This window comes from Agromyces flavus, from assembly GCF_900104685.1.
GTDB lineage: Bacteria > Actinomycetota > Actinomycetes > Actinomycetales > Microbacteriaceae > Agromyces > Agromyces flavus.
Map to the genome: position 1 here is coordinate 843,146 of NZ_LT629755.1, position 15,480 is coordinate 858,625.

A 15,480-nucleotide genomic window follows, 5' to 3' on the forward strand; every position below is an offset into this window, starting at 1 on the left:
CCTCGGCGACGGCCCGAACCCTTCAGAGAGGATCCGATCTCGTGACGTCTGATGGCAGCGGTGTCGTCCCCATCCCGAGCGGTTCGGCGCGCATCGCGCACAGCGCCCGCACGCACGTGGGCAACGTCCGCTCGGTGAACGAGGATGCGCTGCTCGCGCACGCTCCGGTCTACGTGGTCGCCGACGGCATGGGCGGCCATGCTCGTGGCGATGCGGCGAGTCGGGCCGTGGTCGACACGTTCACGCGTCACCTCGACACCGGACGGCCGTCGACGCCCGAGCAGGTACTCGATGCCATCCACAGCTCCAACGAGGTGGTCCGGGCGCTCTCGGCCGACGGCGACGAGGGAACGGCGGTCGCCGGCACCACGGTGGCCGGGGTGGTGCTGGTCGACGCCGGTGAGGGTCGCGGTCTGCACTGGATGGTCTTCAACGTCGGCGACTCGCGCGTCTACGCGTGGGACGGCCGGAGGCTCGATCAGGTCACGGTCGATCATTCGGCGGTGCAGGAGCTCGTCGACGCCGGCCTGATCAGCAGCGATGACGCCGAGCGTCATCCCGACCGCAACGTCATCACGCGCGCGATCGGCGCCGACGACGTCGTCGAGCCCGACGTGTGGCTCATCCCCGCGGCCGGGCGCCAGGTGTTCCTGATCTGCTCCGACGGACTCTCGAAGGAGGTGGGCGACGAGCGCATCGCGCAGATCCTCGCGGGTCACGCGATGCACGCCGCGGGTCTCGCGGGCGAGCTCATCGAGGTCGCCCTCGCGGCGGGGGCGCGCGACAACGTGACGGCCGTGGTCGTCGAGTCCGATCTCGGCGGCGAGTCCGACGACGGCGGCGCGACGCGCGATCGCGACGCGGCGCTGCCCGCCGAGGTCGAGCAGACCAGGCCGAGGGGAACGGGGGACCAGGGTGGCGGAGTACCTGCCTGACGACCGGGGGCGCTGGCTCGTCGCCGTTCGCGGTGATGCGCTGCTGATGCTGCCGGCCGAGCGCCGCGACGATGTCGTGGCCCTGTGGGCGGGCCTCGACGCCCCGGATGCCGCGGCTCGCGTGATCGACCGACTGGCGGGTGGCGGCGTGACCGCCACGCCGAGCTTCGCGCTCGTCGTCCGCGAGCGCGCCGACGGTTCCGCGCGTGCCGTGGTACGCGGTCCGCTCACCGTGCGACTCGGCGAGGTCGACGTGTCCGGCGCGCAGGTGTCCACATGGCAGGAGCGCGTCGGCGACGCGTCTCGCGTGCACGTGTCGGCCGACGGGGTCGGCGACACGGCGCGCGAGGCCTCCGCGGCGGCGCGCCTTCCCCTCGTTTCCGGGATCGTGGCCGCCGCCGCGATCGACTGGTCGGTATCTGCGTCGCCGGCACCGACCGACCCGGCCCTGGTCGGGTCGGCGGAGGCCGGCGAACCGGTCGCGCCGGTCACGGCGCCCGTCGAAGCCGAACGGCCCGACGAGCGCACCATGGTGCCCGAGGACACGGTCGTGGGGTTCTCGCGCACCGAGCGACCGCGCATCCCGCGCGGCCCCGCCCCCGCCGAGTCCGCCGTGCCGACGACGGTGATCGTGCCGCCCCCGGGAATCGCCGTGGACGCCTCCGCCGCGCCGCCGGCGATCTCGTCTCCGTCGTCGGCCATCGTCGCACCGACCGCGCTCGGCGACCACGACGGGCTCACGGTCGCCAGCGCCGACATCCGTCGCCTCCGCGAGGAACGCCGCCGCGATGACCCCGCCGCACGTGCGTCCGACGCGCCCGACGCCGCGGCCGCGCTCGCACTCAGGCTGCCCGACGGGTCCATCGAGCCCATCGTCGGCGAGCTCGTGCTCGGACGCGCGCCCGTCATCGGCCGGGTGACCGGGTCGCGGATGCCCCGTCCGGTCGTGATCGGCGCCGGCGATCCCGACATCTCGCGCACCCACCTGCGCGTCGCCGTCGAGGGCGGCACGGCCGTCGTCACCGACCTCGAGTCCCGCAACGGCACGCACATCGTCGCGCCCGGTCAGGCACCCCTGCGCCTCCGTCCGGCGGAGTCGACCCCGGTGCTGCCCGACACGGTCATCGACCTCGGCGGGGGATGGACCATCCAGGTGGTGGTGCGCTGATGCGCCGCACGCCGTCATCGCCGCCCGACCTGCCCGGCTACACGCCGCTCGGCCTGCTCGGGTCCGGCGGCTTCGCCGACGTCTTCCTCTACGAGCAGCGACTGCCGCGACGCAAGGTCGCCGTGAAGGTGCTCCTGGCCGACGACATCGACGCGAGCACGCGGGCGCAGTTCGTCGCCGAGGCCAACCTGATGGCGCGCCTCTCGGCGCACCCGTTCATCGTCACGATCTTCCATGCCGACGTGTCCGCCGACGGTCGACCGTACTTCGTCATGGAGTACTGCTCGGGCCCGAGCCTCTCCGAACGGTACAAGCGGCAGCCGCTCAGCGTCGAGGATGCGCTGCGCACCGGCATCCGCCTCTGCGGCGCCGTGGCCACCGCCCACGCCGCCGGCATCCTGCACCGCGACATCAAGCCCGCGAACGTGCTCACCAACGACTACGGCTGGCCGGCGCTGAGCGACTTCGGCATCTCGTCCGACCTCGAGGGCGACCTGCCGGTGCACACCGTGTCGTTCCTGGCCGACCCTGCCGCGACGGGCTCCGGCACGGGCTCCGACCGAGCCGCGGTCGGCATGAGCGTGCCGTGGTCGCCTCCCGAGCTGTTCGAGGACGACCCGCGACCCGATACGCGCAGCGACGTCTTCGCGCTGGCGGCGACCGTGCACACGCTCCTCGCGGGGCGCACGCCGTTCGAGATCCCGGGCCGCTCCAACGGGCCGCTCGACCTGATCGGACGGATCGAGCGCGGCCGCATCACGCCCGTCGGTCGCGACGACGTGCCGGCGAGCCTCGAGACGGTCCTCGCGACCGGAATGGCCGTGCGGCGCGAGGATCGCTACCAGAGCGCGGTCGAGTTCGGACGCGCCCTGCAGCGCATCGAGCTCGAGCTCGGATACTCGGTCACGGGCATCGAGGTGCCGAGCCTGCCGGGCGCCTCGCCGGCCGCCGAGCCGCGCGGTGCGGCACCCACCGGCGGCGACGCCGACGGCGACGGAGAGGCGGCGACGCGGGCGCGATCGGTGCGCGTCGTGCACGCCGATGCACCGCCGGCGTCGGTCACGCCACCGACCCCGGATGCCGCGCAGGTGCAGGCGCTCGGCGACGACGTGACGCGCGCGCGCAGCGTCCGCCAGGTCGACGCCCAGGCGCCTGCCGCGTCGACCGCCGTGGTCGACGATGGCACGGTGCTGCGTGGTGGCGCGGGCGCGATGACCCGCGAGTCGACGACGACGGAGACGCCCGCTCCGCCCGCCCCGTCCGGCCGCCGCAGGGGCGTCGTGATCGCGATCGCCGCCGCCGCGTCGGCCGCGCTGCTCGTCGCGATCGGCGCCGCGGTCGCGCTCGGTGGTGCGCTCGGCGGACCGGGCGGCGAGGAGCCCGCTCCGACCGACGCGCCATCCCAGGATGCCGTCATCGCGGCGCGGGTGCCCGCGCCCGAGGTGGCCGACGGGGTGCGCGCCGCCGATGGGAGTGTCGTGTTCGCCGTCACGCACGCCGACGCCGAGGAGGGCGACCGCTACCGATGGCACCGCGCCGACGGCTCCGGGGCGACGGCCGTGGCGACCGGACCCGAGATCGTCGTCGAGGGCGTCGCCGGCGGCGCGACCGTGTGCATCGAGGTGCAGGTCCAGCGGGGCAGCAAGACGTCCGAGCCGGTCACGGGGTGCTCGTCATGAGGCCGCTCCGTGTCGAGTACTGCGGCGAGTGGTACACCGTCGAGGCCGATCGCACGTTCACGATCGGCCGCGAATCCGATCTCACGATCGACGACAACCCCTACCTGCACCGCACCTTCCTCACCCTCTCGAGCGAGTTCGGGCTCTGGTGGCTCTCGAACGTCGGCCAGCTCCTATCGGCGACGGTCTCGGATGCCACGGGCAGCGTCCAGGCCTGGGTCGCTCCCGGCGCGAAGCTGCCGCTCGTGTTCCAGGCCGTGCACGTCATGTTCAGTGCGGGCGCGACGACCTACGACTTCACCATCCACGCCGAGGAGGACTTCTACAACACCTCGCTCACCGCCGCGCCCGCCGACGGCGGCACCACGATCCTGCCGGTGACCCTCACGACCAGCCAGCGACAGCTCGTCGTCGCGCTCGCCGAGCACGTGCTGTCGCAGCCCTCGGCCGGGCGTGCGACCGTACCCTCCTCGGCCGAGGCCGCGGCACGCCTCGGCTGGAGCATGACGACGTTCAACCGCAAGCTCGACAACGTGTGCGAGAAGCTCGACAAGATCGGCGTCGACGGCCTGCGCGGCGGTCGCGGCAAGCTCGCGGTCAACCGCCGTGCGCGGCTCGTGGAGTACGCCGTGGCGACGCGGCTGGTCAGCACCGACGACCTCGTGCTGCTCGACGGCGACGGCTCCGACGGCGGTCGGCCGACCTCCGCCTGACCGGAACCGAGGGCGGAGGCCGCTCTCCGATTCATGCATTCCGATGGGCAGGAGTCCCCATTTCTGGGGTTCGCGCGACCGTGTTAGCGTGATGCCCGGCCCGCCGGTCTCGGCGGCGCCATCCGACGCCCTACCGACGGACGGCACCCGGGGGAGACGAGCTTGGTCACGTTGAGGTCCTGGGTGCGCTCGCGCCGGAACGTCGCCTCCGCGACCGCCCTCGCCGTGCTCGCCGGGGTGCCGATCGGCATCGCCGTGATCCACCAGGGGTTCCCGGTCACCGACCCCGACCTGCGCGCCCGCGAGGTGTGGGTCACCAACGCCGAGGAACTGCTCGCAGGCCGGCTCAACCGGCAGATCGAGGAGCTCGACGCGGCCGTGGCCACGGCGACGAACGAGATCGACGTGTTCCAGGACGGCGAGGACGCGTTCCTGTTCGATCCGAGCGTGGGATCGGTCGAGCGGATCGACCCGTCGTTCACGACGCTCGTGCAGCGTATCGACGTGCCGCCGGCGTCGTCGCTCGCCTACGGCGGAGACATCCTGGCCGTGCTCTCGCCCGAGGGCGAGCTCTGGCGCGTGCCCGCCGCGGCCGAGCTCTCGTTCGACTACCGCGGCACCGACCCCATCGCGAAGCTCGGCGACGACGCCGAGGTCGCGGTGAGCGCGACCGGAACGATCTTCGCCACCTCGCCCGGCGACGGCGAGCTCATCGCCCTGAAGAAGGACGCGATGGAACCCGAGGTTCGCGAGCTCGCCGAGGTGGGCCGGCACCAGATCGCCGCGGTCGGCGAGCGCGCGGTCGTCTTCGACGTCGAGGGCAACGCGGTCCTCGTCGACGGGCGGCGGATCGAACTGCCCGAAGCGGCGCTGCGACTCCAGCAGTCCGGACCCGAGCGCGACCGGGTGGTGCTCGCGACCGCGACCGACCTGCTCGACGTGCCGCTCGGCGGCGGCGAGATCCTCACCATTCCCAGTGGCGCCGAGGTCGCCGCCGAGAGCCCAGACGAGGTCGCGGCGCCCGTGCGACTCGGGTCCTGCGTCCACGGCGCGTGGGCCGCCGGCCAGCGGTACGTCGCCGCATGCGACGGACAGGAGCCGGAGTCCGTGGCGATCGAGCAGCCGACCGCGGGATCCCGCCTCGAGTTCCGTGTCAACCGCGACGTGATCGTCCTGAACGACCTCACCAACGGCAACTCCTGGCTCGTCGACTCCGATCTGCGGCTCGTCGACAACTGGGAGGAGGTCACCCCGCCCGAGGAGAGCGACGAACTCGAGGGCGACGAGAAGTCGGCGCAGCAGACCTTCGAGGACACGCTGGCGGAGCGGACCGACGTCAATCGGCCGCCCGTCGCGCGCGACGACGACTACGGGGTGCGCCCCGGGCGCACCACGGTGCTCGAGGTGCTCGAGAACGACACCGACCCCGACGGCGACGTGCTCACGATCGCCTCCACGTCCGAGGTGTCGTCCGCCTCGGGTGGGCTCGAGCTGATCGACGGCGGCCGCGCGCTCCAGTTCTCGCCGGCCGAGGGCGCGGCGGGCAGCGTGTCGTTCCGGTACGGCGTCGACGACGGTCGCGGCGGCGTGTCCGAGGCCGCGGTGAACGTGCGGATCGTCCCGCAGAGCGAGAACGCCGCCCCGGCCTCGATGCGAAGCGGCGCGATCAGCGTCGAGCAGGGCCAGAAGATCTCGTACAACGTCCTCGCCGACTGGAACGATCCCGACGGCGACGACCTCTACCTCGTGAACGCCTCGCCGACCGGCGGCGACACTGTGCGGTCGAGCCCCGACGGGTACGTGACCTTCGAGCACCGGTCGGCCGAGCTCGGCACCAAGGAAGTCCAGTTCACCGTCTCCGACGGGCAGACGACGGCGGCCGGCACGCTGACCGTCGAGGTGAAGCCGACGGGCACGCTGAATCCGATCGGCACGCCCGATTTCGCGCGCGTCTTCGTCGGCGAGACCCAGCTCATCGAGCCCCTTGCGAACGACCTGTCTCCCTCCGGCGCCGGGCTCGAACTGCTGGCCGTCGCCGAGGTCCCGGATGACGCGCTCGTCACCCCCAACCCCGAGCGCGGCACGATCGCCTTCGCGGCGCAGGCGCCCGGCGAGTACGTGTTCCTCTACGACGTCGGCGCCGGCGCGTCGGTGAGCAAGGGGCTCGTCCGCGTGCAGGCCGTCGAGAAGCCGGCGGAATCGCCGCCGCCCATCGCGGTCAAGGACACGGCGTACCTGCGTGCCGGCGAACCGCTCACCGTCCCGGTGCTCGCCAACGACGTCTCGCCGTCGGGACGGGTGCTGGCGGTGCAGTCGATCGACGACGCCGATGCCGAGGGACTCGTCTCGGTCGAGATCCTGACGAACACGGTGCTGCGCATCACCGCGTCCCAGGCGGTCGACACCCAGCTCCAGGTGGCGTACACGGTCTCCGACGGCGTGAACTCGTCGACGGCGACCGTGACGGTCGTGCCCGTTCCGCCGCTCGTGAAGCACCAGCCGCCCGTCGCCGTCGACGACGGCGCGATCGTGCGAGCGGGCGACATCGTGACCGTGCCGGTGCTCGAGAACGACTACCACCCCGATGCGGCCAAGCTGCACGTGCAGCCCGACCTCGTCGAGGTGGAGGCACCCGACGGCCTCGCCTTCGTGGACGGCGACACGGTGCGGTTCCAGGCGCCCGAGGAGCCCGGCGTCTACAGCGCCGTGTACACCGTCGGCGACGACTACGAACAATCGGCTCGCGCCGCCGTCCGGTTCACGGTCGTCGCGAAGGACGCGGGTGAGAACCGCGCGCCCCTGCCCACGCCGCTCACCTCGCGCACGTTCGCGGGCTCGGCGGTGAAGATCGACGTGCCGCTCGACCAGCTCGATCCCGACGGCGACTCGGTGACCCTCGCGGGCATCGACGCCGCTCCCGAACTCGGTCGCGTCATCGAGCGGACGAGCACGTCGATCACCTACGAGGCGCTGACGGGCTCCGCGGGCACCGACGAGTTCACCTACGAGGTGCGCGACACCTTCGGGGCGACGGCGACCGGCACCATCCGCATCGGAGTCATCCCGCGCCCCGAGGTGCAGCTGCCTCCCAAGGCGGTCGACGACACGATCGAGATGAAGCCCGGCCGCACCGCGTCGGTCGAGGTGCTCCTGAACGACTCCGACCCGAGCGGCTACCGGCTGCACGTGGCCGACCTCCCCGAGGTCGACGACGGCATCGAGGCCGAGATCCGCGATCGCCGCCGCATCGTGGTCACCGCCCCGGAGCAGGAGTCGGCGTACACGATCCGCTACGAGATCTCGAACGGGCACGGCGGTGCCGACACGGCGTTCCTGCAGGTCGCGGTCACCGAGGATGCCGTCATCGAGCCGCCGACGGCGGAGGACCAGGTGATCGAGCCCGAGCAGGTCATCGACGGCGAGCCCATCACGGTCGACCCGCTCTCCGACGCGACGAACCCCGGCGGGCTCGTCGAGGACCTCGCCGTCACGGTCGAGGGTCCCAACGCCGGTCGCGCCGAGGTCGGTTCCGACGGCACCATCCAGGTCACGCCGGGTCGCGAGCGGTACGCCGTCGCCTACCGCTTGACGAACGAGCTGGACGACCTCTCGGCCATGGCGTTCGTGATCGTGCCGCCCGTGCCGTCCGGCGACGACACCGTCGAGGAGACCCAGCGTCCGAAGACGCCCGAGGAGCTGCTGGCCGAGGAGAAGGCCAAGTTCCCGGCGCCGTACCTCAAGCAGCTCGGCGAGATCATCGTGCCGATGAACGGGCGGATCAGCTGGAACGTCGACGACCTCGTCGAGGTGCCCTCCGGCAACCCCGCGCTGATCCTCAACGCCACCTCCACCAACTCGAGCGAATCGCCGTTCGTGAGCGGTACGGCACTCCAGTTCGTCCCCGCCGCCGACTACCGAGGCCCGGCGGCGGTGACCTTCGAGGTGACCGACGGCGCGAGCGCCGACGACCCGGTGGGCCGGACCGCCATCCTCACGATCCCGATCACCGTGGGCGACCCGAACTTCAACGACGCGCCGCCGACGTTCACGCCGAGGAGCGAGACGATAGAGGCGGGCGAGGCGCCGCTCGACGTCGACCTGCGGTCCTCGACCGACCACCCGAACCCCGACAACATCCAGCGCGTCGAGTACCGCAACCTCACGGGCGCCACGGCAGACGTGCAGGCCGAGATCGTCGAGGGCTCGATCCTGCGGGTGTCGTCGCCGCTCGGCGTGCAGCCCGGCACCGAGGTGCGCATCGCGTTCGACGTCGTGTTCAACGAGTTCACGGTTCCCGGATACGTCGACGTGAAGGTCGTCTCGTCGACGAGGGCGATGCCGCAGGCGAACGACGACGGGCCGTTCGAGATGCAGCGTGCCGACACGCAGACCATGGACGTGCTCGCCAACGACTTCAACCCCTTCGCGCCCGATGCGCCGCTCCGGGTCGTCGACGCGCAGATCGACCAGCAGAGCGTGGGCGCGAACGCGTCGGTGAGCTTCACCGACTCGAACGTCACGGTCCGCACGGGCGCGGCGTTCACGGGCACGCTGAGCGTGATCTACCGGATCCAGGACGGCACGAGGGATCCGGCGCGCGAGACGCAGGGTCGCATCACGGTGGTCGTCAGGGACGAGCCCGACAAGCCGGCGGCGCCGACGATCGTGAACCACGGTGACAGCACGATCACGATCCGGTGGAGTGCGCCGGCGAACAACAACTCGCCCATCTCGGCGTACGAGGTCGAGTACAACGGGCAGACGAGGTCCTTCGGCGCCGGCGATGCGGGCGTGAACCAGCAGTTCGGCGGGCTCCGGAACGGAACGGCCTACGACTTCCAGGTCCGCGCGCAGAACGGGATCGGCTGGAGCGAGTGGTCCAGCCCGTCGGCGTCGGAGACGCCGTACGGCGTGCCGAGCCCACCGCGCAACGTCACCGCGAGCGCCGCCGGAACCGCACCGACCACCGTGAACGTCGACTGGAACCCGCCGAGCGACACCGGCGGCGGCGGCGTGCACTACGAGGCGCGCATCGACGGCAACGGCTGGAAGACGGTGAACGGCACGTCGACCTCGTTCGGGAACATCGGCGCGGGAACGCACCGAGTCGACGTGCGCGCCGTGAACAACAACGGCGGCGGCACCAGCACCATCGAATCGGCCAACGTGGGCGTGCAGAACCCCCAGCCCTCGGGCTCGATCGGCAAGGGCGGCAGCCGGGCGTGCGACAGCGGCGGGGGCGGGTGCGCGAACGTTCGCATCTCGTGGAGCAACATGGACCCCGGTCGATACCAGGTGTACGTGACCGTGAACGGCTCGTGGAGCAACTGGAAGGGCACCTACGACGTCGCCGCCGACGGACGGCTCGAGCTGCAGAACCACCTGGGCGTGCGCCCGGCCGGCGAGACGATCGCCGTGCGCTTCGAGAACGTCAGCGGCGGCACCTCGCGCACCCTCGGAGCGATCAGCGGCTCGCAATGGAACAACATCCCGTACAACACGTGGTGATCCACGTGACCGGTACCCGGCTGCAGAACAAGGAATGAACATGCCAGTGACCCAAGACCAGGCCCTGTGGTTCCAGGACGCCTTCTCGAAGCTCGTCGACAACGTCGACCGCGCCATCCTCGGCAAGCGCGACATCATCGAACTCGTCGTGACCGCGATGCTCTCCGAGGGGCACGTGCTGCTCGAGGACTTCCCCGGCACCGGCAAGACCGTGCTCGCGAAGGCGCTCGCCAACACGCTCGACGGCACCCACTCGCGCATCCAGTTCACGCCCGACCTTCTGCCTTCCGACGTGACGGGCGTGACCATCTACGACCAGGGCAAGGGCCAGTTCGAGTTCCACCGCGGGCCGATCTTCGCCTCCATCGTGCTCGCCGACGAGATCAACCGGGCCAGCCCGAAGACCCAGTCCGCGCTGCTCGAGGTCATGGAGGAGGGCCGCGTCACGGTCGACGGCGTGAGCTACGAGGTCGGCAGTCCGTTCATGGTCATCGCGACCCAGAACCCCGTCGAGCAGGCCGGCACCTATTCGCTGCCCGAGGCGCAGCTCGACCGGTTCCTCATCAAGACCTCGCTCGGGTACCCCGACCACGACACGGCCGTCACGCTGCTGCTCGATTCCGCGAACCGGGCGCGGGCCTCGAAGGTGTCGCCGATCATCGCCTCGAGCTCGGTCACGACGATGGCCCGTCTCGCCGCCGATGTCCACGTCGACGCCGCCGTGCTGTCGTACCTGAACCAGATCGTGTCGGCCACCCGCGAGCACCGCGACTCGGCGCTCGGCGTCAGCATGCGCGGCGCGCTCGCGCTCGCGCGCGCGGCGAAGACGTGGGCCATCTCGCGCGGCCGCACGTACGTCACGCCCGACGACGTGCGCGAGCTGGCCGTGCCGGTGCTCGCGCACCGCATCATCGTCGACCCCGAGTCCGAGTTCGCCGGCGTCACGGCCGACGAGATCGTCTCGAAGGTGCTCGTCGACGTCGCACCGCCGGCGTACCGGGCGGCATGACGCTCGACACCGACACTCCGGCCACGCCCGCGACACCTCCGTCGCAGGCGCGCATCGCGCTGCGCTCCGTGCGCCGCTCGATCGCGGCATCCGCTCGCACCGGGCTCGCATCGGCGAGACGCGCCGGTGACCGGGTGGCCGCATTCGCCGAGCCGGTGACCGGCGTCGTCAGCCCGGTCGGATGGCTCGTGCTCGTCGCCGCGGTGGTCGCGCTCGGGCTGGCATGGGCCCTCGGATGGATCGAGCTCGCGTTCGTCGGGGCGACCCTGCTGGCTGCCCTGCTCCTCGCCGTGCCGTTCGTCTTCGGCCGCATGCGGTACCGGGTCGAGATCGAGCTGCAGCCCCGGCGAGTCGTCGCGGGGGAGCGCGCCCTCGGCCGGCTCGTCGTGCACAACGTCGCCGACGCGACATCCGTGCCCTCGCAGCTCGAGCTGCCCGTCGGTCGCGGACTCGCGGAGTTCGTGATCCCGTCGATCCCCGCCGGTGGGCAGCACGAGGAGCTGTTCGCCGTGCCGACGCAGCGGCGCGCCGTCATCACGGCCGGACCCGCGGCGTCCGTTCGTGGCGACCAGCTCGGCCTGCTGCGCCGCGAGGTGCGCTGGACCGAGCCGGTCGAGCTGTTCGTGCACCCCGTGACGGCGCGCCTGAAGCCGTCGGCCGCAGGCCTGGTACGCGATCTCGAGGGCGAGATCACCAAGACGATCACCGACAACGACATCTCGTTCCACGCGCTGCGTGCGTACGAGCCCGGTGATGCGCTGCGGAACGTGCACTGGCGCACGTCGGCGCGCACCGGGCAGCTCATGGTGCGCCAGTACGAGGAGACCCGACGGTCGCAGTTGCTCCTGGTGCAGGCGACGAACCGCGCGCACTATGCGTCCGACGAGGAGTTCGAGCTGGCCGTCTCGGTCCTCGCGTCGCTCGGCGTGCAGGTGATCCGGGATGCCACGCGGCTCGCGACGGCGACGGATCGGCTGCGGCTGAACACGGCGACGCCCACCGCGCTGCTCGACGACACGAGCCGCATCGCGCCGGTCGAATCGGGCGCCCTGCCCGTGCGCGACGTGGTCCGCGAGGCGGCGAAGCGCGTGCCGACCCCGAGCGTCGTCATCGTGGTCGGCGGCTCGATCGCGCCGCTGGCCGAGTTCCGCGCCGTCGAGACCGTGTTCGGGTCCGACACGCAGATCCTCGTGTTCCGGGCCGAGCTCGGCGCCGCCTCGCGCATCACGCGCGTCGGCGAGTCGACGGTCGTCACGGTCGGCACGCTCGACGAGCTGTCCCGCCTGGTGCGGAGGGTCCGCCCGTGACGCGCATCCCGCGCACCGCGCTCGCCGACCTCGGCGTGCTGTCGCTGTTGTCGCTGCTCGCCATCGCGGGCTTGGAGACGAGTTTCGGCGGGCTGGACTTCCTGCTCGCCGCCGTCGCCGGCCTCGTGGTCGGCACGCTCGCCGCGGTGCTCGGCACGTTGTGGCGGTTGAACGTCCTCACCACGGTCCTGCTCGGGATCGCGCTGTACTTCCTCGTCGGCACGCCGTTCGTGATGCCCGACGCGGCGCTGTTCGTCGTGCTGCCGAGCCTGACGTCGCTCGCGGGTCTCGCGATCGGCGCGGTCCACGGGTGGGCCGACATCCTGACGATCTCGGCACCGGTCGAAGCGCCCGCGTACGTCGCCGCCGTGCCGTACGCCGCCGCGACCGTCGTGTCGCTCGTCGGCGGCATGCTCGTGCTGCGCTGGCTCTCGGTGAGGCGCTCGCCGCTGCGCGGGGCCGTGCTGCTCATCGGGCCCGTGGTGCTGTTCCTCTCCGGCATCCTGCTCGGCACCGACGAGTCGTTCCTCGCCGCGATCCGCGGCGTCGCGTTCGCGGCGGTCGCGCTGACGTGGATCGCCTGGCGCCGGGGTGCGCAGGTCGAGACGGCCGGGGATGGCGCGACCCGCCTGCGCCGGCGCAAGCTGACCGGTTCGGCCGCGGTCGTGGCCGGGGCCGTCATCGTCGGCGCGGTGGCGGGACTGGCGCTGGCGCCCATCGCGCCCCAGCGCTTCGTGCTCCGCGACGAGGTCGTCCCGCCCTTCGACCCGCTGCAGTTCGCGAGCCCGCTGGCGGGGTTCCGCGAGTACACCAAGGACCTCGCCGAGGAGCCGCTGTTCACGGTCGCGGGCCTCGAGCCCGGAGACACCGTGCGGCTCGCGGGGATGGACTCGTACACGGGTCGCCTGTGGAACGTCGCCGGGCCCGAGCAGGCCGCGACCGACGGCGGATACGCGATCGTGGGCACGACCCTGCCCGCGCCCGAGCTGGCCGACCTCGGCAGCTCCCGATCGGTCGAGGTCGAGGTGCTCGCGTACGACGACGTCTGGCTGCCGACCGTCGGGTACGGCTCCGAGCTCGAGCTGCTCGACGCGGATGCCGCCGAGCGCGCCGGCGACCTGCGCTACAACGCGGCGGCGGGCACCGCGGTGCTCACGAGCGGCGTCGCGGAGGGGGCACGCTACCGCCTCGAGTCGCGGATCCAGCGCGAGCCCGACGACGAGGACCTGGCCGACGTCCCGGTCGCGCAGCTGACCCTGCCGATCGTCGAGAACCTGCCCGACGTCGTCGCGGCGAAGGCCGACGAGTACGCCGGCGAGGCGGCCAGCCCCATCGAGCAGCTGCGGGCCATCGAGCGCGGGCTCAAGACCAACGGGTTCCTCAGCCACGGCCTCGCCAGCGACGCCGTCCCCTCGCGCGCGGGCCACGGGGCCGACCGGCTCATCGAGCTGTTCACGCGCACGCAGATGGTCGGCGACGCCGAGCAGTACGCCGCGGCGATGGCCCTGATGGCACGTCACCTGGGCTACCCGTCGCGCGTGGTCATGGGCTACGCCCCCGAGGTCGCCGACGGCGCCGGCGAGGTCGAGGTGCTCGGGTCCGACGTGACGGCCTGGGTCGAGGTGCCGTTCGAGGGCGTCGGCTGGGTCTCGTTCCGGCCCACGCCCGACAACGTGGATGTGCCCCAGGAGCAGACGCCGAAGCCGAAGTCCGAGCCGCAGCCGCAGGTGCGCCAGCCGCCGCGTGCCGAGCAGGCCGAGGACGAGCTCCTCACCACGGTCGAGATCGACGACACCGACGACGACGACCGCGACCGGCCCTTCCAGCTGCCCGCGTGGGCGTGGGCGATCATCCTGAGCGTGAGCATCCCCGCTGCGATCGTGCTGCTGCCGATGCTCGCGGTCGCGCTCGCCAAGCGCCGGCGGCGCGCGATCCGTCACCGCGGCACCGGCGACCGGCAGGCGGCCGGCGCCTGGGAGGAGCTCGTGGACCGATACGCGGAGCTCGGCTTCGAACCGCCCGAGCGCTCCTCGAGGCTGCAGACCGCGCGCGCGCTCGAGCGCCAGCTCGACGAGCAGGGCCTCGGAGAAGTGCGGACCGGCGAGGACGGCGTGCGCCTCTCGACGCTGGCCGCGACCGTCGACCGCGACGTGTTCGGCGCGGGCGACCTGGCGCCGGCGTCGGTCGACCGGCGATGGTCCGAGGCGGATGCCGCGGCGGCGGCGGTCGCGGCGGCCGCTGGCCGGCTGCGGCGGTTCGTCTCGCGGTACCGGATGCGTCGCCGCGGACGCGGCGGTTAAGGTGGGGGGCGTGAGCGAGCCCGACTTCATCGTGCCGCCGCCCGGGCTGGTGCCCGACGCGCCGGACAAGGGGACCACCACCGGCGCGACTCCGGATCGGACCATCCGCGCGCCCGACCGGCTCCCCGTCTTCCGCCCGGTGACGCCCGTCGCACCGCCCCCGCGAGCGACGCGGCCCGCCCTGCCGACTCAGCCCCCGGGTGAGGCGCCCGTGCCGTCCTCGATGGCGGCCGCGCCAGCCGCGCCGGCTGCGCCGGCGCGGCCGCGGGCATGGCGCCTCCGTAGCGCCGACGGGATCGAGTTCGTGGTGCACGATCGTGTGGTCGCGGGCCGCGATCCGCAGCCCGACACCGTCCCGGGCGGCGGCACGCCGGTCGCGATCCTCGACACCCTTCGTTCCGTCTCCAAGACGCACGTCCTGCTGGTGGTCGAGGTCGATCGGCTCCTCGCGACCGACCTGCGGTCCACGAACGGGGTGCGGATCTGGCCGGAAGGCGGAGATCCCATCGAGCTCGAGCCCGGCATCCCCACCCCGGTTCCGGCCGAAGCGGTGCTGCTGCTCGGTGATGTCGCGTTCCTGGCCGACGTCGCACCCGAGCAGGACGAGGTCCCGTGACGGATCGTGCTCGCCCGCACCGGTCCGCGTGTCGCCGCTGACAGGACGGCGACACGCGTCGGCCGGCCGTGTTCCCGCGCACAGAAGGGGTGGAAACGTATCCGGCGGATACCTTTCCACCCGCATTCGAGGAACCGTGACCGAGGTCGCGTGCGAGCGCGCTCCGAACGTCGCGAGGTGTCGATAGCCTCGTCGACATGGGCGCATCTCGAATCCGGATGGAGCACGTCGGGATGACGTCCATG

9 protein-coding genes are annotated in these 15,480 nt (G+C 72.4%); all 9 read left to right on the top strand.

Going from position 1 to position 15,480, the window contains the following annotated elements; genetic code table 11:
* Positions 1-41 precede the first annotated feature (41 nt).
* The 9 genes from BLT99_RS04025 (at position 42) to BLT99_RS04065 (ending at position 15,235) form a co-directional block, all read left to right on the top strand.
* Entirely contained in the window at positions 42-935 is an 894-nt protein-coding gene (locus tag BLT99_RS04025; protein WP_229724679.1) for a PP2C family protein-serine/threonine phosphatase, read from the top strand.
* Positions 916-2,103, top strand: a complete 1,188-nt coding sequence (locus BLT99_RS04030) for an FHA domain-containing protein (protein WP_092669501.1) — start codon at positions 916-918, stop codon at positions 2,101-2,103. Before BLT99_RS04025 ends, BLT99_RS04030 begins: the two co-directional genes overlap by 20 nt.
* Entirely contained in the window at positions 2,076-3,782 is a 1,707-nt protein-coding gene (locus BLT99_RS04035) for a serine/threonine-protein kinase (protein ID WP_229724677.1), read from the top strand. The genes BLT99_RS04030 and BLT99_RS04035 overlap by 28 nt, the downstream gene beginning before the upstream one ends.
* Positions 3,779-4,495, top strand: coding sequence for an FHA domain-containing protein (locus BLT99_RS04040; RefSeq protein ID WP_092675586.1), 717 nt, complete (start codon positions 3,779-3,781; stop codon positions 4,493-4,495). Before BLT99_RS04035 ends, BLT99_RS04040 begins: the two co-directional genes overlap by 4 nt.
* 162 nt (positions 4,496-4,657) lie before the next feature.
* Positions 4,658-10,003: an Ig-like domain-containing protein gene (locus tag BLT99_RS04045; RefSeq protein ID WP_133988551.1), complete on the top strand. Its 5,346-nt coding sequence runs from the start codon at positions 4,658-4,660 to the stop codon at positions 10,001-10,003.
* 40 nt (positions 10,004-10,043) lie between these two features.
* A complete protein-coding gene (locus BLT99_RS04050; protein WP_172802961.1) occupies positions 10,044-11,012 on the top strand; it encodes an AAA family ATPase in 969 nt (322 codons plus the stop codon).
* A complete protein-coding gene (locus BLT99_RS04055) occupies positions 11,009-12,319 on the top strand; it encodes a DUF58 domain-containing protein (protein WP_092669505.1) in 1,311 nt (436 codons plus the stop codon). The genes BLT99_RS04050 and BLT99_RS04055 overlap by 4 nt, the downstream gene beginning before the upstream one ends.
* Complete coding sequence (locus BLT99_RS04060) at positions 12,316-14,619, top strand: transglutaminase-like domain-containing protein (RefSeq protein WP_092669506.1); 2,304 nt, start codon at positions 12,316-12,318, stop codon at positions 14,617-14,619. Before BLT99_RS04055 ends, BLT99_RS04060 begins: the two co-directional genes overlap by 4 nt.
* A gap of 10 nt (positions 14,620-14,629) precedes the next feature.
* Complete coding sequence (locus BLT99_RS04065; RefSeq protein WP_133988550.1) at positions 14,630-15,235, top strand: FHA domain-containing protein; 606 nt, start codon at positions 14,630-14,632, stop codon at positions 15,233-15,235.
* The last annotated feature ends 245 nt before the right edge of the window (positions 15,236-15,480 follow it).